Below are 19,685 nucleotides of genomic sequence, written 5' to 3'. Positions count from 1 at the left end.
AGGGAACGTCTTGTCTAAAGATTCGTTAGTCAAAGGAACGCTGATCCTGACCCTGGCTGCATTGGTGGCCAGGGCTCTTGGCGTGGTGCAGCGCATCCCGCTGGTCTACCTGCTCGGGGACATCGGGATGGCGGCATACGGGATCGCCTTCAATCTGTATTCGGTCCTCTTGGTCGTGGCTACGGCAGGGATTCCGAGTGCGCTGAGCAAAATGATATCCGAGCGTACGGCACTCGGTCAGCACGCGGAGGCCGACCGAATCTATAAGGCTGCGCTGGTGTTCGCAGCCGCCGCAGGCATCGTGATGACGGTACTGCTGTATGCAGGGGCGCCTTATTATGCTAAAAGCATCGCCAACCCGGAAGCGGCTCTGCCGATTCAGGCGATCGCGCCGGCTCTGCTGCTGTTTCCGCTCATCGCCATTATGCGCGGTTATTTCCAGGGCCGGCGGATGATGATGCCTAACGGGATGTCGCAAATTATCGAGCAGATCTTTCGCGTAGCCACGTCGGTGCTGTTGGCGTATTTGCTTCTCAGCCACAGCTTGGAGTATGCCGTCGCCGGCGCTTCGTTCGGCGGCGTGATGGGAAGCATCGCAGCTGCCGCCGTGATGCTGTACTACGCCATTCGTCTTAAGCGGAGCGACCGCAAAGAGCGGCTGGAGGAGAGGGCCGAAGCGCCCGGTCCAGACCGGGGCGAACCGTTGACGTTCAAAAAAATCTATGCGCAGCTGTTTAGATTATCCGTACCGATTGTCATTTTCTCCATGACGGTCACGCTGATTTACACGATTGACGCTTCGATCGTGACGCTGCTTTTGAGGGATCAAATCGGAGAATTGCCCGCAAAGGAAATTTTAGGAATACTCGTAGGGCGGGCGCAGTCGTTGGCCGGTATTCCGATCATTCTCGCCATTGCGCTCAGTCAATCCATTGTGCCGATTATCTCTTCGGCCTACTCGCAAAACGATATGAAGCAGGTGGAGGGACAGACGGCAAAGGTGCTTCAGCTTTCGATCCTGTCGGGTCTGCCGATGGTGCTGGTGATCTGTGCCGCAGCAGGCCCGCTCAACCATTTTATTTTCGGCAATCCAACCGGATCGCCTGTCGTTGAAGAATATGCGGCACCAATCATCATTGCACTGACGGTAAGCGCGATGTTCCAAATCCTTATGCAAACCTCCGGCGCCGTGCTGATGGGTATGGGGCGAATGAAGGTGCTGGTGTTCAGTGTCGTCGCAGGTATTGCCGTGAAGCTGATCGCAAGCTTCACGCTGGCTCCGTTGTTCGGCATATACGGAATTATTGCCGCTACGGCGCTTTGCTTCATCGTCATGACGTTCATCAGCCTGCAGATGCTGCGCAGAACGGTTCGTTTCCGTGTCTTCAGCTTACGCCGCTGGGCGGGTCTGGCTGTAGTTGCTGTGGTGATTGTGCTGTTGGGTATCGGACTGGATACGGTGAGCCGCAGCTACATTCACCCGTTCGGCAGCGAACGTTGGGACGCTATGGTGCAGTCGATACTGATCGTTGGAGTAACCGGCGCCGCATATCCCGTTCTGTTGTTCCTGACCCGGGTGATGACCGTTCAAGACCTGCAGCATTTGCCGGGTCCGCTGCGTAAGCTGGCCGGGCCGATTCTTGGGCGCTCGGGTCGGGACCGTCAGAGTGATCGCGGATAAAGGAATCATTCGGAGGAGGATACAAGCAGACCGCCGGCCAGAACAGCCAGCTCAATCTTGTTCAGTCCCGAGCAGTATTCCTGCGTCATCTCAAAGGAGATCGGCGCTTCAATTGATGTGAAGTGCCACATGGCCTCCATATTTTGGAACCAGTCGCCAGGCTCCGGCGGAGATAAAGGACAATCCTTCCAACTGTCGGCGAGCTTCGGACTATACAGCTGAACGGCTCCAGGCCGAAGCTTGCAGCCGTTCAGCCGCTCCTTCAGCTGGCCGCGAGGCACAGGCGGCTGCTTGCGGGTCCAGGTAAACAGATGAGGCCAATAATCCGCTCTGGATCCGGAATGACTCGTGGAGAAGGCGAATTCCCTGGCACCCTTAGAAACGACAGGTATGCCGAACAAAATGGCATACAGCTTTTTTCCAACTTCAATTCGTTCCTGCAGGCTGCTGTAATTCTCCAGTATTAATCCGGCCATACGAATCCTGCCGTTATGGAGATAAGGGAAAATGATCTGATTGAGCTGCAGCAGCGACTGGGCCTGGAAAAACAGCGTTTCGATGACCGAATGGCGGAATACGGGATTCCGGACAACTCGTTGTTCAATGTGATTCTGTTCGTTAACGATTAAACCAATGGTTAACGCAACGGAATCTTTGCGTTCCCAAAAGAGCTCCCAGACCGGACGCATGAAGGAAGAGACCCCTAAAAGAGGGAGCAGATAGAAGAGGGGCGATTGGCACTGCAAGCTTGCCCGGTAGAGAAGCAGCTGGGCGTAAGCATCTCTAAAAATGAGCGCATTGGCCCGCTCGAGAAAGGCGAATACCGCCTGCCGCTGGTTCCCGTCGAGCAGCAGCGGCATGAGCTCGCCCTGCAGATCGGTCATGTACCAGCCGCCGTTTCGCGAAACCATATGAGCGAGCAAAGCCCAATGAAGCTCAGGGTGCTCCCGGTACATATTCAAATAAGCGGCGGTGCGGGTCACATTGTTCCGGTTGTGTACGTCGCGCTCCCGTTCAATTCGCTCTAGAAGCTCCCTGTCCTGCGGAGCAAGAGTGATGGCGCTCCCAGCCGGGCCCACGTCCAGCCTCCGGTGCAGACGTTTACTCAACGCCTCGACGGAGGCGGTTTCGACTTCCATCCGGTGAGCTGCGATGAGCAGCTTTTTTTCATGCGCGGGCAGGCGGGCTTTGGCTTTTAGCCATTGCCAGGCCTCCTGGGGGACATCGGCGATTTTATGAAGCAGGTCCAAACCGCTCCAGCGATAGGGTCCTCCGTTCATTCCGTTTTTCCTCCCGTTATTAGAATGACTAACCTTTTTTTGAAAAAAAGTGCAACATTCATCCCCTATTTTCGTATAACTCTGTAGGCTGTAATATAAATCATCCTTAATTCAGGAGGCACAAATGAAAAAGAAACGCTGGAATTCCGCACTCATTCTCATGATGATCGGTGTGCTTGCTATCCTCGCAGGCTGTCAACCGGTGGCGAACGTCGATATCAGCAAGGCGCTCGCGAACACCTTTGCCGTCAAATCGGCAGAGGGCAAACAATCCCTGACCGTTGAGCTGACGGCTGATCCATCGGCCGTGCTGTCCCCTGAGGACAAGCGAATATTTGACTTGTTCAGCAAAATTACACTGGATATCACCGAATATAAGGCGAAGGATCCTCTCAATGCATCCATGAAAGGAACGTTTGGTTATTCCGGCGGGAGCATTCCCTTCGAAATGGTGATGACTAACACGTATTACATCATTCAAATCGAAGGCGCCAAGAAGCCGCTGCTGATCCGTAATGATGCTTCAACCTGGAACCCGGCGGGCGATCCGATCCCTCTTTCCGACGAGCTGCAAAAACAGCTTCAGCAGCTGACGGAGAAGGCTGTCGATGCGATGCCTTCATTCGGAACGTTCTTCTCCCGTAACCTTCCGAATCCGAACACGATTACCGTTGAGGAAGTCAATGAAACCGTGAACGGTGAAAGCCTGAACCTGCAAAAGGTGCATGCCGAGATTTACGGCAAAGAGCTGGTCGGACTGGTCAAAGGATTTTTGACGAACGTACTGGCGGATGAGCAGGGTTTAAAAGAATTCATCGGTACGCTGTATGATCTGTATGTCCCTTTTGTGAAACAAATGATGCAGGAAATCGGCACGGAACCAAATGATCCGACGGCCGCTGCGATCACACCTTATTTAAATAACAAAACGCTTGCTGTCGAATTCATTCATACCTTCATCAAAACGAATCTGGAGCAGCTGCTGGCAGATTACGATCAATCCGTTGAAGCGCTGTTTGCCTCCGAGGCGGGAGCCAAGGCCAAGGAGTGGCTGAACGGAAATCAAGTGTTCAAAATGGATATGTATGTCGATGAAGATCTGATGACCCGCAAATCGGCTTCCGAATTGTTGCTGACGCTGCCGCAAGGATTGGAAGGCGGACTGAAGAGCATTAAAGTCACTTCAACGGCTGAAACGTGGAACATCAACCAACCGGTGGCCATCAATCAAATCCATACGACCGGCGGTGTGATTGAATTGAACGGCAACGAAGCACGGGTCACACCGAGCAAAATCGTTGCCTCCCTGGATCCGAATTCTCAGCTGTATAAGCTCTTGAAGAACGATTTGCAGGTAACGAAAAAAGATATCCAATTGTTCATCAATGAAGAAGTCGACCCGTTCCTCAGCATCAAGCCTTTTAACGATCAAGGAACGGTTATGGTGCCGGCGCGTTTCGTTGCGGAAAGACTGGATGCCGACGTGGAATGGGACGCCGCGGCCCGTCAAGTGAAGGTGACGGATCATCTCAACGGAACAGTAATCCTGCTTACCATCGATAGCAAGGAAGCAACGGTAAACGGGCAAGCCAAACAGTTGGAGAAAGCGGCCGTGCTGGTCGACAATGTCACCTATATTCCTGTACGCTTTGTCTCTGAAAGTATGGGAGCTGAAGTCAACTGGGATCAAGACAGCCAGATGGTCTCGATTACCCGTGACTAAACACGAATGGATTAAGCCGTGTCGATGCGCCTTACAGGCGCATTGATGCGTTTTTTTTGCCGGAGCAAGCGTATTGCCGCAGTAGATGCAAGATTTGGCAACCCTTGTTGTTACTATGCGCATGATTCAAATTACTATTCGCCAAGTCCGCTAATTTTGAACTGTAAAAACAGAGCCCCTATCTGACTCCGCCTGGGACAGATAGGGGCTTTCTTGGCATGAATTCTTTTTCTTTTATCGTACTAGTTCTCCTCCGTCATGCGATCGGGTTCCTGCGGCTTGCGAACGGCAGAACGGGAAGAGGGCAGCCGCCCTGCGCGGACAGCCGCTTCACGCAGCAAATACTCGATATGGCTGTTCACGCTGCGGAAATCATCGGCTGCCCATCGTTCCAGCACTTCATACAGCTTGGGATCGAGCCGCAGGGGAAAGTTTTTTTTCGCGGCCATGGCGATCCCTTAGTACAAGCTCCCCGTATTAATGACCGGATTGGCGGAACGGTCGGATACAATGGCGACGAGAAGATTGTTGATCATGGCCGCTTTGCGTTCTTCGTCAAGCTCGATAACGCCTTCCTGCTGCAGCTGGGCGATGGCCAACTGTACCATGCCTACGGCGCCTTCCACGATCTTGCTGCGGGCGGCAATGATAGCGGTGGCCTGCTGCCGCTGGAGCATAGCGCTTGCGATCTCCGTTGAGTAAGCCAGGTGAGTCAAGCGGGCTTCCATGACTTCCACTCCGGCGACGGACAGCCGTTCCTGCAGCTCGCGGCTGAGCTCTGCGGCCACTTCTTCAGAGTTGCCGCGCAGTGAATAGCCGTTTGAATCGAAGGTATCATAAGGATATTTATTGGCTACATGGCGCAGGGCCGTTTCACTTTGAATTTCCACGAATTGCTCGTAGTTGTCTACGTCGAACGTAGCTTTGGCTGAGTCGATCACACGAAATACGACTACGGCCGCGATTTCGATCGGATTTCCTTCAATATCGTTGACTTTCAGCTTGGCGCTGTTGAAGTTGCGAACTCGCAGAGATACCTTTTTGCGGACCGAGAAGGGAACGGTCATCCACAATCCGCTTTTACGAATGGTTCCGGCATAGCTTCCGAAGAAGGTGACCACCATGGCCTGATTGGGCTGCACGACAGTAATCGCAGAAAGCAGCGGTACGGATGCAACGAGCAGTACAATACCCAGCAGAATGTACTCATTCATCAAGAGTACCAGACCGAGCGCATCGACAGCCAGCATCAGCAGCAGTCCCAGGAATCCATTAATCACCCATGCATTTTTTTCTTTCATAAGACAGCTCTCCTTAGATGAAATTCATTTAATACTTATTTGATATTTTTATGATATCACATTTAGGAATAAATGTAAAATACATTTTTATGGAAAATGACGAGTCTTGTTGAAAGTTGACAGGAGCCGCTTCGAGTGCTATAAGTGATATAATGTTAACAAACAGATTCATCACTTCCATTCAAAGGCGGTGTTTTCATGGAACACGTTACAACTGAACAAAGATTCAATGAGATTATCGGCGGCTCTAAGCCAACGATTGCCGTATTTAAAGCGACGTGGTGCAAGGACTGCCATTTTATCGAACCTTTTATGCCTGAAGTGGAGGCGGCTTATCAAGACCGGCTGACTTTTATTCATATTGACCGCGATGAGATGCCGGAACTCTGCTCCGAGCTGAATATTTTAGGTATCCCCAGCTTCATCGCATTCCGGGACGGCAAAGAGCTTATCCGTTTTGTCAGCAAGCTTCGCAAGACCCGGGAAGAAATTGAGCAGTTTCTGGATCGCGCCGTTGACGTTGCGAACGAACTGCAGAAATCATAAGTTTCATCCTTCCGGAGATGAATTCTCCGGAAGTTTTTTTATTCTCCGGTTCATTTCATCAGACGCTGGCTTGCTTCTTTCATTGCTTTGTAACATTTCCACATGGATTTGATCCCCATTTATCGCTATAATGTAATTTGGAGCATTAGGGCTTGTCTATTATTGTCGGATTTTATGAAGAAGCGGGTGTGAAGAGCGAATGAATATACAACGATGGCTTAAACGGCTTTCCCTTGCAAGCATGCTCGGCATGTTTCTGATTCTGTTGATGGGGGCGCTTGTGACCAAGACAGAATCCGGACGGGGCTGCGGGGACGATTGGCCGCTTTGTAACGGACGCTTCGTACCGGCTTATACGATCGAGTCGCTTATTGAATACAGCCATCGCTTCGTTGTAGGTGTGGTTGGAATCATTCTGCTTGCAACGACGATTCTGGTGTTTTTATACAGCCAGCGCAAAGATGCAAAATGGTTTGTTGGCGGAGCGATGTTTTTTACGGTGCTTCAGGCGATTCTGGGCGCGTTTGCGGTCTTATGGCCACAATCCGCTCTGGTCATGGCTCTGCACTTCGGATTTTCGCTCTTGTCCTTTGCCTTCACTTTACTGCTGTATTTGGTATTTACGAAGTTCGGCGAGGCGTTGATCCGCGGGGACGGAACGCGGCTGTCGCGTGGAGCGAGGCTTTCGATATGGGGAGTCCTGCTGTATAGTTATGTCGTCGTTTATCTGGGCGCTTTCGTGCGCCATACCGAATCGATCGGCGGCTGTATCGGTTGGCCGCTGTGTAACGGCCAGGTGATCCCCGAGATGACAGGGGGAACCGGAGTTGTATTTACTCACAGGTTGGCTGCTGCGCTCCTGGGTCTGGCCATTCTCGCCGTGTTCCTGATGATCCGGAATCAGGCAAAACCGGGAAGCAGTGTTTATCAAGCGGCACTATGGTCTCTTGTTCTGGTATTTTTCCAAATTTTAAGCGGCGGCTTCGTCACGCTTACCATTGGGTACGACATGTTTTTGGTGGCCAGCTTGCTGCATGCGCTTTTGATCTCATGTTTATTCGGTATCCTGTGTTATTTGGCCATCATCTCTATGCAGACGGCCGATGACAGGGAAGTGCAGGCTTACGCGGCTCCAAGGCTGCCGTAAGCCTTCTGTTCATTTTGAGCTGTTACCGCTATATAGAAGGGAGAAATACTGAATATGAGGTTTGATAATTTGCGTTCCTTTCTGGAAGCGCTTCGTAAGGAAAATGAGCTGCAAGTGATTTCCGCACCCGTGGATCCCTATTTGGAGCTGGCTGAAATACACAGAAGGGTTATCGACGAGGGGGGCCCTGCCCTGCTCTTTACGAATGTGAAGGGAGCGTCTTTTCCTGTCGTAACGAATTTATTCGGTACGAGCCGGCGTGTCGATCTGGCTTTCGGCCCGCGGCCGGAGCAGCTGATGAAGCAGATTGTCGGCGCGGTGGACACGCTTGTACCGCCTACACCGAAGGCGCTGTGGCAGCAGCGCCAGTTGATTGTGGATCTGCTCAAAATCGGAATCAAAAATGTATCTCCGGATTCGGCGCCGATCCTGCAGCAATGCAAAACCGATTCGCCTTTGGACGGCCTGCCCGTTCTGACCAGCTGGCAGGAGGATGGCGGCCCGTTCGTGACGCTGCCGCTCGTTTACACGGAGCATCCGGAAAATGGGCATCATAACCTGGGGATGTACCGTATGCAGGTGTATGACGCCAAGACGACGGGGATGCACTGGCAAATTCATAAAGGCGGAGGCTTTCACTACCATGAGGCGGAAAAGCGCGGCGAGGCGCTTCCGGTCACCGTATTTCTGGGGGGGCCGCCGGCCTTGATAGCATCGGCCATTGCTCCGGTGCCCGAGCATCTTCCGGAGCTTCTGCTGACATCGCTCATCGTAGGACAAAAGCTTCCGATGGTGCAAAATCCGCATGGCGGCCATCGATTGGTCGCGGAAGCCGAATTCGCCATCAGCGGTTCCGTGGCGCCGTATCTGCGTCGTCCCGAGGGACCGTTCGGCGATCATTACGGGTACTACTCGCTCACGCATGATTTTCCGGTTTTTGAGGTCAGTCATATGTGGCACCGTAAAGATGCCATCTACCCCGCTACGATTGTCGGAAAGCCGCGTCAGGAGGATTACTATCTCGGTGAATTTTTACAGCGTTTGCTGTCGCCGGCCTTTCCAATGGCCATGCCGGGAGTCAAGGATTTGTGGACTTATGCCGAAACCGGGTTTCATCCGCTCGCTGCGGCCATCGTCCGCGACAGCTACAGCCGCGAGGCGCTGGGCACCGCGTTTCGTATCCTGGGCGAAGGCCAGCTGACGCTGACGAAGTTTTTGATCGTTACGGATCAACATGTAGAGCTGGAGCGCTTTCCCAAGCTGCTGGAGACGGTACTGGAGAGATTTGATCCGCTTCGCGATCTGTTCATCTTCGACCATACGTCGCATGATACGCTGGACTATACGGGTGACCGCTTGAATCATGGGAGCAAAGCCGTGCTGCTTGGCGTTGGCGAGCCTCAGCGTCAGCTGCCGGCCGTATACGATGGCGGAGAGCTGCCGGGGATCCGTTCCCTGGCCGTCTACTGCCGGGGATGTCTGGTGGTTTCGGGAGCGGCTTATGAGGAGGATCCGCTTCTGCCTCAGCGCCTTGTGGAACAAGCGGGAGACCGTCTTGGCGATTGGCCGCTTGTCATCCTCGCGGACGACACCTCCTTCGTTAAAGATCAAACCGCATTCCTTTGGACCGTATTTACGCGCTTTAACCCGGCGGGAGATATTTATGCTCATACGCAGGTTAACCGCCATCACATCGGCTATCGACTGCCGCTTGTCATCGACGCCCGCATGAAGCCCGGGTATCCTGATGAGTTGTTCCCGCGCGAAGATATCGTGGAACTGGTGGACCGGCGGTGGAAAGAATATTTTTCCTGAAAATCATAGATCGGCACGTATCCGGTTATACTTGACCAGACCAAATTCACATATATACGGAGATTTGTTATGCTAAGAGCGATGTTCGGCGAGCCGCCGCGCAAAGACGCAGGCCTGCTGCTGGAAGCCATTCAAGCGATTCGTAAATACATGTACACATTGACATCTGCCTCCCGGCAGTCGTCACAGGAGCGGCGGTACATTATCTGGTGCCAAAGCTTCCTGCGTATGTTGGACGATTTGGAGCAAAGTCAATTCGCAGCCGTTCGGTTTGGCCGCAAGGTAAGCAAAAAATACACCGATCAGATGTCCGCCGAGGAGCTTGATGATTACCATCGGCACTTATATTATTATAACAATGCTTTGATCCGTGTATTTGCGGTTTTGGACAAGTTGGGGCATTTCATGAACGAGAGGTTCTCTTTGCACACGGAAAGGGTCAAATCACGCTTTTCTTACTTTACCGTGCTTCGCCATATGCACAAGGACAAGCGGTTTTCAGATTTGGAACAGCAGCTTTATGAGCTCAAAATCAAATATAATGAACCGCTTAACCGGTTGCGCAACCAGCGGAACATGGAAATACACACCATAAATGCGGATTTACTGGATGACCTGATGAAAGCGGCCGAAGCGAAATATGGCGAACAGATAAGGATAGGGACCGAAGACATACAGCAAAATCTTCAAGATTTGGAGCAAGGGTGCCAAATGACGTTTCGTGCGGCAGCGGAGGTATTTCGTTATCTGCACCGCCGTTCTTAAGAGTTGAATCGAATTCCGGCATCCACTATACTTTGATATAGCAAGGTAAGTTAGATGAAGCCGGGAGGAACCGAGAGCATGGAGCAGCAGCGGAAAACCGCACTCATCACCGGAAGCGCCAAAGGGCTCGGCAAAATGACCGCACTCCTGCTGGCCGATCAAGGGTTGGATATCATTGTCAATTATGTGAACAGTAAGCAAGAAGCCGAAGAACTCTGTGGGCGAATCCGCCAAAAGGGCGTAAAATGCGAAGCTATTCAAGCCAACGTAGCCCGGGGGGAGGATCGGGAGCGCCTCGTGGACGAGGCCGTACGCCGCTTCGGGTCGATTGACATTCTCATTAATAATGCGGGGCCGTTCATTCGCGAACGAAGGCTGTTTCGCGATTACAAGACTCAGGAAATACTCGATTTGATGCAGGGCAACTTGCTCGGAGTCATGCATCTGGATCATTTGGTCATCCCTATGATGCGAAGCAAACAGTGGGGCCGCATTATCCATTTTGGTTTCGGTCATGCGGCGGAAGCGCGCGGTTGGCCCCATCGGGCCGTATACGCCGCGGCGAAGGTGGGTCTGGTCTCATTTACCAAGACATTGGCTGTCGAAGAGGCGGCAAGCGGCATTACGGTTAATATGATTTGTCCCGGCGATATCGTTGGAGACAACAAGGAACGCACGATCCGCGAGGTTGAGCACATCCATGATGACGAATCTCCGCGCGGCAGGCCGGGAACCGGAGAAGATATCGCCCGCGTGATCCGTTTTTTGTGCGAGGAGCGTTCTGATTTCATTACGGGCAACATCATGGACATTTCCGGAGGCTTGGATCCGATTCGCGCGATTACCGGCAACGGCACGGCAAAAAAGCCCTGAAACCCGCATACTGCGGGATTCAGGGCTTTATGCTTGCATTTTTGTGCCTTGCCTGAATGGGAATCAAGCCGTTAGAATACTTGTACGACTTCCTCTATGCCTTCCACTTCCTCCAGGAGGGCGCGTTCGATACCGGCCTTCAGAGTAATGGTCGAGCTTGGGCAGCTGCCGCAAGCACCCATGAGCTTCAGTTTAACGACGCCGTCCTCCACATCAACAAGTTCCACGTCGCCTCCGTCGCGCTGAAGAAACGGACGCAGTTTATCTAGAACCTCAAGCACTTCATCGTACACCGTACTTTGTTGAGTACTTTCGCTCATTTGCATCATCTCCCTTCTTACCTTATTATATTACAATCAACGAAAAATGAAAATGGCTGCAAGGCGGTGTTACCTTCCTATGAGACCTATTATTGAATTTTGTACAAATAATATGCATCACGGCACAGACAAGCTGTTCAAAAAACTGGAACAGAACGCCGATTACGATGTGATTGAATATGGCTGCCTGGGCAATTGCGGGGAATGCTACGTTTTGCCGTTTGCGTTGGTTAACGGCGAGATTGTCGCCGCTTCAACGGCCGATGAGCTGGAGGCGGCTATCATAGATAAAATAAAAGAGATCGAAGCCATGTTCGATCTCCTGGGTGAGTAATCCGGTTATCCGAAATGTCTTTTGGACATCCAAAGCACCCCGGACTTTATAGCGCGGGGCACCTTTCCAAGCATGACGGTTCGCTTGCCCATAAGGCCAAACCCCGCTTTTTTTCCCAGCGATCCGAGAACTCCTTTGAGCTTGATTTTGCCGACCCGGGGAGTTTCGTTTTTCCATATCGCTTGAAGGACATGAGCCACTTGCTCTCCTTGGGCCTCCGCAGCCTGACCGCTGGGGGAGAACGGAAGGGCGGCGCAGTCGCCAACGACGAAGATATCGTTATAATCCGGAAGCTGGTGGTATTCGTTGATGATGAGACGACCTTGTGCATCTTTGGGCAGATTCAAGTTCTGCACGATCGGGCTCGGTTGAATGCCGGCAGTCCATATTGTCATGTCGGTGTAAATGATTTCCTGCTGGTTGTACAGCATGCCGCCTTCCAAACGGGCGAGAGAGATGTGCGAACGCAGCTCAATGTCATGCTCGAGCATCCAGTCGCGGACATACCTCTGCAGCTTGCCCGGAAACGGAGACAAAATGCTGGCACCTCGATCCAGAATTCGGATGTTCATATCGGGACGGCTTTCACGAAGCTCCGCAGCGACTTCAACACCGCTGAGGCCGCCGCCGACGATGGTCACCTGGCCATAAGGCGCTATGTCGTTAACGTTCTGATACGTTTTCCGGGTGGAGGACAGCGTCTGGATACTATGTGAGAATTCTTCGGCACCCGGAATGCCATGATAACGATCAACACAGCCGAGGGCTATGACCAGCCAATCGTAGGACAACGTCTCATCGTTTGCAAAACGGACTTCCTTTTGCTCCGGCAGGACAGAGACCACTTCTCCGTATTTTAAAATAAGCCGGGGGTCGACCGGGAACTGCACCCGAATGTCCCAATCCGATACCGTCCCTGCTGCCAGTGCGTAATACTCCGTTTTGAGCCCTTGATAAGGCATCCGGTCCACCAGAATCATGACGGTGTCCGACGGCAATTCCTTACTGAGCAGTTCTTTGGCTACGGTTAATCCACCATAGCCTCCGCCCAAAATCACAAGTTTTTTCATACAATGGCAAACCCTTTCTATGACCTAGTTATAAACCTTGATCTCATTATAAAAAGTATCCCGCTCTACAGGAATGCGTCCCGCGCCTTTAATCAGCCATACCAGCTCATCGCGGGTCATGCCTTCAGGCGAAAGCGCACCGGCCGAATGGCTGATCCGTTCCTGGATAATCGTTCCGTGAGCGTCGGATGCCCCGAAAGTGAAGGCGAGTTGAGTAAGCTGTGTACCGAGATTGATAAAGTAGGCTTTGACATGCTGGATATTATCCAGCATCAAACGGCTGATCGCAATCGTCTTCAGATTGTCGTATGCGGACACCCGTTTTTTCAAACCTGCATTGACACTGGCCGGCTGCACAGCATTCGGAATGAATACCATAAAACCTCCGGTTTCATCCTGCAGCTCACGCAGGTATATCAAGTGACGGATACGCTCCTCGTACGTCTCAATCGATCCGAACAGCATCGTGGCATGCGTCTTCATTCCGAGCTGATGCGCCGTACGGTGAACTTCGAGCCACTGTTCCGTCGAGGCTTTGTCGACCAGGTGCATTTTTTTGCGGTACCGCTCGGATAAAATTTCCGCGCCTCCTCCGGGCATCGTATCTAATCCCGCATCGATGAGCGTCTGCAGCACTTCTTTATAGCTTAACCCGCTAAGCCGTGAAAAAAACTCGATTTCTGCAGCGGTGTGAGCTTTAATGGTTACATTCGGATAACGCTCTTTCAACGCGCGGATGCTGTCCACATAGTATTGGAACGGCACGTTCGGGTTATGCCCTCCGGTGATGTGAAACTCGCGGAGACCCGGATGAATGTGCTGATCGATATATTCAAACATCTGCTCCGGCGTTAACGTATAGGCTCCTTCCTGTCCTTCATCGCGGCGGAAATGACAGAAAGCGCAATGCTCTTCGCATACGTTAGTAAAGTAAAGACTCATATTATCGACGAAATAAACCTTTTTCCCGTTCTTGCGCAGGTTGACCTTATTGGCCATTTGACCTATGGCGAGCAAATCATCGGATTCGTATAAGTATACGCCTTCCTCCAAGGATAGGCGCTCTCCGTGCTCCACTTTTTCGGCGATTTCAGCCATACGCTGCCCGTAATTTGTCGTGATGCTCATTGTTGCACCTCCGTAAACTGTTTAGGCGCCCCCGGCCGGAGAGCCTGGGACGCGATTTTTTAACGTCCGTGAATATTGTCACAAGTGAAGAAGACTGTACGGCAAAACCTTATATATGAAGTCTTCTTGATGACTGGAATCAACCATCAATCCTTCTCATTATAAACCTACTGAACAAGCGGGGCAATATATGATTCGGTGAAAAACGCATTCGTTGGATGTTTATCAAAATCGATTATGAAAGATCGTTAATAAAAATAATTAATATAATCATGCATAATGTATACATTGCCTATTTTCTTTTCTTTCCAAATATAATATACTTTTTCATTGTAGAACTAGTTTAGGACGGTGTAACGATCGTGTTAGTTTCGAGTTGTCCCGATAAACAATCAGCCATCACCAGTGAAATAGAAGAGGTTCGCGGGCGAATGGTCAGCTTGGGCGTTCAATTCGGTTTGCTGCATCCGGAAGTGCAGAGGTGCAGTCAGCAGTTGGATGAATTATTGCTGCGTTATCATCATATAAAACTCGGCCCCGCGGCTAAAACTCCATCTTTGTAGATAAAACGCAAATCACGCGCCCTTGAGGTAAGAGCCCGGAAGGAGTATACTTTAAGCAGGACCACATTTTAAATGTAAGGGAGGCAACGGATTATGATTACCATTAGCGAAAGTGCTTGCGATAAAATTAAGGAAATGCTGGCGGCGGAGGAAGCTGCGAATTTGTTCCTTCGTATCGGCGTAAAGTCTGGCGGCTGCAGCGGCTTCTCCTATGGCATGGGATTTGACGATACCCAGCAGCAGGACGATAAGGTTTTGGATATTAACGGTCTCAAGGTAGTCGTAGACCCGGACAGCGCCAAATACCTCTACGGCGTCGAGATTGATTACCAGGACGCAGGCATGGGCGGCGGTTTCACTATTCACAACCCGAATGCTGTTGCTACCTGCGGGTGCGGTTCTTCCTTCAAAATGAAGGATGAAGAGGGGACTCCCGAGAAATGCGACGATAAAGTCGAGGTTTAATATAGATACTTAAATGATTAACGACCCCGGATAGCGAAGGTTAACGACCCCAAAGTCGGCGTTTCAGGGTTGAAGATAGCGTCCTCCTGACAGATGTTCATACGTGAGCATCGGTCAGGAGGTTTTTTATTATGACGCTAAAGAAATGTGAGAGGCGAGTTCCTAACAGGACTTTGGTTCCGTAATTCCGGAGAGTGGGTATTTCAAAGGCTATGTTAATTTTCTTGAATGATTGTATGAGGACAACGTTTTTTTAGTTCAGATAAAAATAGTTCATTGAATTATAACAAAATTTTTCTCATTAAATGAAAACCACCGAATCAAAACGGTCCCGCTCGTCTGCATCCGCCCGACCGTATCCAATCCGGCGCATAAGTGCGGGCTTGTATAAGAACTAGCGAATCTAAAATGCAACTTTCGGATGGTTTCCGCGTTAATAATTGTGAAGAGTACATCATGTTTTGCAGAAATACGAGGAGGAAATGAATGAAAAAATCGATGGTTCTATTGATGATCGCGGTTGCTATTGTACTCGCAAGCGGCTGCGGGGAGAAAAGCTCCAGGGAAGGTGAGTCCGCTGTCCCCTCTAGTACGCAGCCTTCTGCCGGCACTGAACAAAAAACGCTGACGCTGGCACGGTGGCTCCTCCGGTGAGTCAACAGCCTGAAGCGGGTACCGAGCACAAAAACGCCGATACCGGTAAAGCAAGCCCATCTGTGGGCACGCCGCCGGCTAAGGGTACAGAAACCAAACCGTCTGGCGCGGGTGCAGCTTCCCAACCGAGCCCGAAGAAAGCTGCCAGCACGGACCGCAAGATCGATGTGGATTACATTAAGCAGAATCTGAAAATGAACATGTCCCAAGATGAAGTGAAAAATCTGCTGGGCTCAACCTACACCGAAGTAACCAACGCTATGGAAGGCAATAAGATGTGGCGTTATGATATAGGAACAAAGCAGGGGTACAATTACCAGGGGGAAATGGATTCCATCGATATGGATGGTTTGACAAACGGGTCGGTTACCATTCAGTTGTTTGTGGACTGGTCTGAAGAAAAAACCGTGAATCATTATTCTTTCCTGTACCTGAAGGACGGCAAAATCTATGAGTACCGGGTTTTCAAGGATGGTCAGGTAAAAGAAAGTATTGTTCAGGGATAATACATAGATCCGGCGTATGGAGGGCCCTTCGGGGTTTTTTTGTATAGCGATCTATTGTCCTATGTATAGATTGGTTCAGATATGGATAGCCTCCTATATTAAGGGGAGGTTTAACAACACATATGTTAACGAAAACCGCAAGCCATGCCAAATGGATTTGTTTCATCACGCTGATGCTGTCCGTATTGGTATGGTTTGGACAAGAACAAAGGCAAGCTGCAGCATTACGCAGCACAAGCTTTACACCCGTTCAGGCCAATAACATTCCGATTCCGGTTTCCGGTTTTAGCCAAACGGCTGTAACCTTGGAAAGCCCTAAAACCAAGCCCGTTTCATCCCAATCGGGACAGGGTAAGCAAGCTCGTAATTACAAGTTTTTCCCGCATCCGGGGCAGGATTTATCGAAATATACGGCTGTGGAAGTGACCGCAACAGGTTACTTCGCGGGTAAGGAATCCACCGGAAAGAGTCCGGGACATCCGGAGTATGGCGTTACGTATTCAGGTATGATGGTTGCCCGCGACGTACAATCTTTTTCGACCATTGCCGCAGACCCGAAAGTATTCCCCATCGGTACGGTTCTCTACATTCCCGGCTATGGCTACGGAATTGTAGCGGATACGGGCAGCGCGATTAAAGGTAACCGGATCGATTTGTACTTTGAAACCAAAGATCAGGTCTATCAGGAGTGGGGCAAAAAGAAGCTGAATGTGTTTGTGGTCAAAAAGGGCAGCGGGAAAATAAATCAGTCCCTTTGGAACCAATTAAAAAATGAGCTGCTGTATTAAGTTTCCATCATAAAACCCTTCCGGTGCATCCACAATATCGGATGTAGGGGAGGTGAGACCATGGCTAAAAACAAAAACAGAAAGAAAAACGACTCGGAATTTTCCGAAGAAGTCGTTGAAAATAATGTAAAGCGGCCGGCCCAGAATAATCCGAGCGAGGGTGCGGCTCAAAGCGCCAAAAGATAATGCTCTATAAAATGGAGTGCAAACGGGCAACCCGTTTGACACTCCATTTTTGTTGGCAGGTCTGCCCACCCAAATCGAATGTGAGGTGAACGGAAGCGTAATTTACGGATTTTATGCGACGCCGGACCGTTTTATGAAGGCCATCTGAGAACATCGATCGAACGGGTCGGGTATGATTCGGAAAAGGTCATTAAGCTTTATAAAGAAGCCGATTATCCCAATGCGGAAATGAGGATACAGATCAAAGTGTAGGGAACGCTTCTGGAAAAAACAACGGTTGGCATTTTACCGGTGAAATTTAAAATTTCCATAATCAATCACAACAATTTTTCCATTTCTGTTTACACGCAAGTTTTCATAATTGGGTTTGCCCCGGCGGGTGAGAACCTCATAAGCTCTGATACCATTGGACTTAAACATGATTCTTAGTTTGTAAAGATTCCGTTTATGTTTTGAAGAATTCGGGAATTTCCTGGTATGCTTTTTCATGATCAACCAACGGTAATGATTCCCATAATCGATAATTTCGGCAAGGCGTTTTCTTAATGGAGAAGGAGATGAACGATAAGTATTTAGGGCTTGCTGAAAAATCAAAAAATCCTTATCTCACAAGGGTTTAGAGGCACTTTTGTCGAATTCATCTGCAAAGAAAACACGGAAAATCGGTAAAAAACCTTGCAGATGGAGTGAGCGAAAGTGTTCGTGCTGAATCGAGATATGGCAGACTTGTTGGAAAACTTCTATTTGCCCTTTGGCGGAAAATTAAATCCAACCAATCGGTGGGTGCAGCTTGCGGCGATCATCCCTTGGGACAAAGTAGAAGAGAAATATGTGAGCTCGTTCAAGTCCCCAGCCATCGGCCAAAAGGCGTACTCGGCACGTATCGCCCTCGGCTCGCTCATCATCAAGGAGCGCCTTGGTTTAAGTGACCGCGAGACCACCTTACAAATCCAGGAAAATCCATATTTGCAGTTCTTCTTGGGCTACACTGCGTATGTCGATGAAGTGCCGTTTCATCACTCCCTGCTCACGCATTTTCGGGAACGGCTCGGCTTGGAAATCCTAGCTGAAGTCAACGACTGGATCGCCCAAGCCGCGCTGCAAGCAGAGCGAGAGGTCGAGGCGAAACCGAAATCGTCCAAGCGAGATCGCGATGACGACGACAACGACGCGGGCGGCTCGCAGCTCACCATGGAGGTAGGGGACGCTTTCTCTATTCCCGAGGAGCCCCCTGTTGTGGCGAAGAAACCCCGCAACATGGCGAAAAAGCTACACGTCCTGCCATCTACAGCCGCACCGACAGCGGAAGTCATGAACAAGGGCACCCTCATGCTGGATGCGACATGCGCGCCTGCGGACATCAAGTATCCGACTGACTTGGGGCTGCTGAATCACGCCCGTGAAATCCTGGAAGACATCATCGACGTACTGCACCGTCCCCATGTCGGAGCGATGGAGAAGCCGCGCACGTACCGCGAGAAAGCCAGAAAATCGTACCTGAGTGTTTCCAAGCAACGCAAGGCATCGGGCAAGGTGATCCGCAAAGCGATCAAAAAGCAACTTGGCTACGTGGGACGGAATCTGCGGATTATTGAAGCCCTCGTGAAGTATACGCCTCTCACGGAACTGAGCAAAAGACACTATCGCCAGCTTCTGATCATCTCGGAGCTCTACCGTCAGCAGCGCGAAATGATGGAGAAGAAGACACATATCGTCGCCGATCGCATCGTGAGTATCGAACAGCCGCATGTACGTCCGATGGTTCGAGGCAAAGCTGGAGCGAACGTGGAGTTCGGCGCCAAAATCGCCGCCAGTCTGGTGGACGGTTACGCTTGGATCGAAACGGCACAATGGGACAGCTTCAACGAGGCAACCACGCTGCAAGCATCGGTGGAAGCGTACAAACAGCGATTCGGGTATTATCCCGCCGTCATTCTAGCCGATAAAATCTACCGCAATCGAGACAACCTGAACTATTGCAAAACGCTAGGGATTCGCCTTAGTGGCCCGAAGCTCGGCAGACCCTCGAAAGAGCAAAGTGAAGTCGCCGATCGTCGGCAAGAGCGCCAGGACGCTGTACAGCGTAATGCGATCGAAGGAAAATTTGGAGAAGGCAAGCGCAAATTGGGCCTAGGTCGCATTCGGGCGCGTGGCGCCGAAACCAGTTTGACCGTCATCGCCCTTCAGTTTCTGGTCATGAATCTGGAGCGGCGACTGCGTGTTCTCTTTTTGCATTTTTTCAGACTGCTTGGGTTTAGAGACTTACGTTGGGTGTAAATGGAACGAATCTTGTTCAGCAAGCCCTATTTACTTCTCTTTTGTTGCTTTTGATCCCATATTTGGATTTAGCAACTTTTAAAACGTAACCGTTACCCAGATCATATACAATTCGTCTTGCACCCGAGCCAAGCAAACTGATATTATTCATTTTGCTTTTATCACTATTCACGGTTAATTACCCCCGTCTTTAAAAAATGTAAAGCAGCTTAATTTATTGTATTGAAAAAAAATAAAATGGTTTATACAATTGGTCTTGTTTG

21 protein-coding genes are annotated in these 19,685 nt (G+C 50.6%); 15 read left to right on the top strand and 6 right to left on the bottom strand.

Annotated elements, in window-relative coordinates; genetic code table 11:
- Window positions 1-10 precede the first annotated feature (10 nt).
- Window positions 11-1,681, top strand: a complete 1,671-nt coding sequence (locus EXW96_RS10040) for a putative polysaccharide biosynthesis protein (RefSeq protein ID WP_174350499.1) — start codon at window positions 11-13, stop codon at window positions 1,679-1,681.
- A gap of 5 nt (window positions 1,682-1,686) precedes the next feature.
- Here the strand turns inward: EXW96_RS10040 and EXW96_RS10035 are convergent, their stop codons facing one another.
- A complete protein-coding gene (locus tag EXW96_RS10035; RefSeq protein ID WP_174350498.1) occupies window positions 1,687-2,961 on the bottom strand; it encodes a DUF2515 family protein in 1,275 nt (424 codons plus the stop codon).
- A gap of 124 nt (window positions 2,962-3,085) precedes the next feature.
- Between EXW96_RS10035 and EXW96_RS10030 the strand changes: the two genes are divergently transcribed.
- Window positions 3,086-4,684 (top strand): copper amine oxidase N-terminal domain-containing protein, encoded by a 1,599-nt coding sequence (locus EXW96_RS10030; protein WP_174350497.1) that lies wholly within the window; start codon window positions 3,086-3,088, stop codon window positions 4,682-4,684.
- 242 nt (window positions 4,685-4,926) lie between these two features.
- Here EXW96_RS10030 and EXW96_RS10025 read toward each other — a convergent pair whose 3' ends face one another.
- Window positions 4,927-5,133, bottom strand: a complete 207-nt coding sequence (locus tag EXW96_RS10025; protein WP_054817073.1) for a type II toxin-antitoxin system antitoxin — start codon at window positions 5,131-5,133, stop codon at window positions 4,927-4,929.
- A gap of 9 nt (window positions 5,134-5,142) precedes the next feature.
- A complete protein-coding gene (locus EXW96_RS10020) occupies window positions 5,143-5,985 on the bottom strand; it encodes an SPFH domain-containing protein (protein WP_174350496.1) in 843 nt (280 codons plus the stop codon).
- Between the two features lie 198 nt (window positions 5,986-6,183).
- Here EXW96_RS10020 and EXW96_RS10015 point away from each other — a divergent pair, with 198 nt between their 5' ends.
- From EXW96_RS10015 to EXW96_RS09995, 5 genes are all read left to right on the top strand, one after another.
- Complete coding sequence (locus EXW96_RS10015) at window positions 6,184-6,531, top strand: thioredoxin family protein (protein ID WP_054817074.1); 348 nt, start codon at window positions 6,184-6,186, stop codon at window positions 6,529-6,531.
- A gap of 199 nt (window positions 6,532-6,730) precedes the next feature.
- Complete coding sequence (locus EXW96_RS10010; RefSeq protein ID WP_054817075.1) at window positions 6,731-7,678, top strand: COX15/CtaA family protein; 948 nt, start codon at window positions 6,731-6,733, stop codon at window positions 7,676-7,678.
- A gap of 54 nt (window positions 7,679-7,732) precedes the next feature.
- A complete protein-coding gene (locus EXW96_RS10005) occupies window positions 7,733-9,493 on the top strand; it encodes a menaquinone biosynthesis decarboxylase (protein ID WP_174350495.1) in 1,761 nt (586 codons plus the stop codon).
- A 69-nt stretch (window positions 9,494-9,562) separates the two neighbouring features.
- Window positions 9,563-10,258, top strand: a complete 696-nt coding sequence (locus tag EXW96_RS10000; RefSeq protein WP_174350494.1) for a Cthe_2314 family HEPN domain-containing protein — start codon at window positions 9,563-9,565, stop codon at window positions 10,256-10,258.
- A 78-nt stretch (window positions 10,259-10,336) separates the two neighbouring features.
- Window positions 10,337-11,131 (top strand): SDR family oxidoreductase, encoded by a 795-nt coding sequence (locus EXW96_RS09995; protein ID WP_074727314.1) that lies wholly within the window; start codon window positions 10,337-10,339, stop codon window positions 11,129-11,131.
- A gap of 71 nt (window positions 11,132-11,202) precedes the next feature.
- Here EXW96_RS09995 and EXW96_RS09990 read toward each other — a convergent pair whose 3' ends face one another.
- Window positions 11,203-11,451 (bottom strand): NifU family protein, encoded by a 249-nt coding sequence (locus EXW96_RS09990; RefSeq protein ID WP_062406733.1) that lies wholly within the window; start codon window positions 11,449-11,451, stop codon window positions 11,203-11,205.
- A 79-nt stretch (window positions 11,452-11,530) separates the two neighbouring features.
- Between EXW96_RS09990 and EXW96_RS09985 the strand changes: the two genes are divergently transcribed.
- Window positions 11,531-11,785: a YuzB family protein gene (locus tag EXW96_RS09985; RefSeq protein WP_174350493.1), complete on the top strand. Its 255-nt coding sequence runs from the start codon at window positions 11,531-11,533 to the stop codon at window positions 11,783-11,785.
- Window positions 11,786-11,790: 5 nt separating this feature from the next.
- Here the strand turns inward: EXW96_RS09985 and EXW96_RS09980 are convergent, their stop codons facing one another.
- Window positions 11,791-12,855, bottom strand: a complete 1,065-nt coding sequence (locus EXW96_RS09980; protein WP_174350492.1) for an NAD(P)/FAD-dependent oxidoreductase — start codon at window positions 12,853-12,855, stop codon at window positions 11,791-11,793.
- A 24-nt stretch (window positions 12,856-12,879) separates the two neighbouring features.
- Complete coding sequence (gene mqnE / locus EXW96_RS09975; protein ID WP_174350491.1) at window positions 12,880-13,983, bottom strand: aminofutalosine synthase MqnE; 1,104 nt, start codon at window positions 13,981-13,983, stop codon at window positions 12,880-12,882.
- 362 nt (window positions 13,984-14,345) lie between these two features.
- Here mqnE and EXW96_RS26940 point away from each other — a divergent pair, with 362 nt between their 5' ends.
- The 7 genes from EXW96_RS26940 (at window position 14,346) to EXW96_RS09945 (ending at window position 19,422) form a co-directional block, all read left to right on the top strand.
- The gene (locus tag EXW96_RS26940) at window positions 14,346-14,546 is read left to right on the top strand and encodes an aspartyl-phosphate phosphatase Spo0E family protein (RefSeq protein WP_254611335.1); all 201 of its coding nucleotides are present in this window, start codon (window positions 14,346-14,348) and stop codon (window positions 14,544-14,546) included.
- A 93-nt stretch (window positions 14,547-14,639) separates the two neighbouring features.
- Complete coding sequence (gene erpA, locus EXW96_RS09965; RefSeq protein WP_054817078.1) at window positions 14,640-15,011, top strand: iron-sulfur cluster insertion protein ErpA; 372 nt, start codon at window positions 14,640-14,642, stop codon at window positions 15,009-15,011.
- Between the two features lie 486 nt (window positions 15,012-15,497).
- Entirely contained in the window at window positions 15,498-15,665 is a 168-nt protein-coding gene (locus tag EXW96_RS09960; RefSeq protein ID WP_174350490.1) for a hypothetical protein, read from the top strand.
- Window positions 15,662-16,171 (top strand): hypothetical protein, encoded by a 510-nt coding sequence (locus EXW96_RS09955; RefSeq protein WP_174350489.1) that lies wholly within the window; start codon window positions 15,662-15,664, stop codon window positions 16,169-16,171. The genes EXW96_RS09960 and EXW96_RS09955 overlap by 4 nt, the downstream gene beginning before the upstream one ends.
- Before the next feature lie 122 nt (window positions 16,172-16,293).
- On the top strand, window positions 16,294-16,959 hold the full coding sequence (locus EXW96_RS09950; RefSeq protein WP_174350488.1) for a 3D domain-containing protein: 666 nt from the start codon (window positions 16,294-16,296) through the stop codon (window positions 16,957-16,959).
- A 60-nt stretch (window positions 16,960-17,019) separates the two neighbouring features.
- The gene (locus EXW96_RS28050; protein WP_256380582.1) at window positions 17,020-17,145 is read left to right on the top strand and encodes a hypothetical protein; all 126 of its coding nucleotides are present in this window, start codon (window positions 17,020-17,022) and stop codon (window positions 17,143-17,145) included.
- A gap of 696 nt (window positions 17,146-17,841) precedes the next feature.
- Window positions 17,842-19,422: an IS5 family transposase gene (locus tag EXW96_RS09945; protein WP_375256423.1), complete on the top strand. Its 1,581-nt coding sequence runs from the start codon at window positions 17,842-17,844 to the stop codon at window positions 19,420-19,422.
- Window positions 19,423-19,685: the final 263 nt, after the last annotated feature.

The sequence above is a fragment of the Paenibacillus sp. JMULE4 genome (assembly GCF_013337105.1).
In the GTDB taxonomy this organism is placed as follows: domain Bacteria; phylum Bacillota; class Bacilli; order Paenibacillales; family NBRC-103111; genus Paenibacillus_G; species Paenibacillus_G naphthalenovorans.
This window is presented reverse-complemented; position numbering and strand designations above follow the sequence as displayed.

Excerpts from the sequence above, each read along its gene's own strand:
- EXW96_RS09995 (WP_074727314.1), top strand. The coding sequence starts at position 10,337 with ATGGAGCAGCAGCGGAAAACCGCACTCATCACCGGAAGCGCCAAAGGG.
- EXW96_RS09990 (WP_062406733.1), bottom strand. The coding sequence starts at position 11,451 with ATGAGCGAAAGTACTCAACAAAGTACGGTGTACGATGAAGTGCTTGAG.
- EXW96_RS10005 (WP_174350495.1), top strand. The coding sequence starts at position 7,733 with ATGAGGTTTGATAATTTGCGTTCCTTTCTGGAAGCGCTTCGTAAGGAA.
- EXW96_RS09980 (WP_174350492.1), bottom strand. The coding sequence starts at position 12,855 with ATGAAAAAACTTGTGATTTTGGGCGGAGGCTATGGTGGATTAACCGTA.
- EXW96_RS09960 (WP_174350490.1), top strand. The coding sequence starts at position 15,498 with ATGAAAAAATCGATGGTTCTATTGATGATCGCGGTTGCTATTGTACTC.
- EXW96_RS09950 (WP_174350488.1), top strand. The coding sequence starts at position 16,294 with ATGTTAACGAAAACCGCAAGCCATGCCAAATGGATTTGTTTCATCACG.
- EXW96_RS10035 (WP_174350498.1), bottom strand. The coding sequence starts at position 2,961 with ATGAACGGAGGACCCTATCGCTGGAGCGGTTTGGACCTGCTTCATAAA.
- EXW96_RS10000 (WP_174350494.1), top strand. The coding sequence starts at position 9,563 with ATGCTAAGAGCGATGTTCGGCGAGCCGCCGCGCAAAGACGCAGGCCTG.
- EXW96_RS10010 (WP_054817075.1), top strand. The coding sequence starts at position 6,731 with ATGAATATACAACGATGGCTTAAACGGCTTTCCCTTGCAAGCATGCTC.
- EXW96_RS10015 (WP_054817074.1), top strand. The coding sequence starts at position 6,184 with ATGGAACACGTTACAACTGAACAAAGATTCAATGAGATTATCGGCGGC.
- erpA (WP_054817078.1), top strand. The coding sequence starts at position 14,640 with ATGATTACCATTAGCGAAAGTGCTTGCGATAAAATTAAGGAAATGCTG.
- EXW96_RS10030 (WP_174350497.1), top strand. The coding sequence starts at position 3,086 with ATGAAAAAGAAACGCTGGAATTCCGCACTCATTCTCATGATGATCGGT.
- EXW96_RS28050 (WP_256380582.1), top strand. The coding sequence starts at position 17,020 with ATGGCTAAAAACAAAAACAGAAAGAAAAACGACTCGGAATTTTCCGAA.
- mqnE (WP_174350491.1), bottom strand. The coding sequence starts at position 13,983 with ATGAGCATCACGACAAATTACGGGCAGCGTATGGCTGAAATCGCCGAA.
- EXW96_RS10020 (WP_174350496.1), bottom strand. The coding sequence starts at position 5,985 with ATGAAAGAAAAAAATGCATGGGTGATTAATGGATTCCTGGGACTGCTG.
- EXW96_RS10025 (WP_054817073.1), bottom strand. The coding sequence starts at position 5,133 with ATGGCCGCGAAAAAAAACTTTCCCCTGCGGCTCGATCCCAAGCTGTAT.
- EXW96_RS09985 (WP_174350493.1), top strand. The coding sequence starts at position 11,531 with ATGAGACCTATTATTGAATTTTGTACAAATAATATGCATCACGGCACA.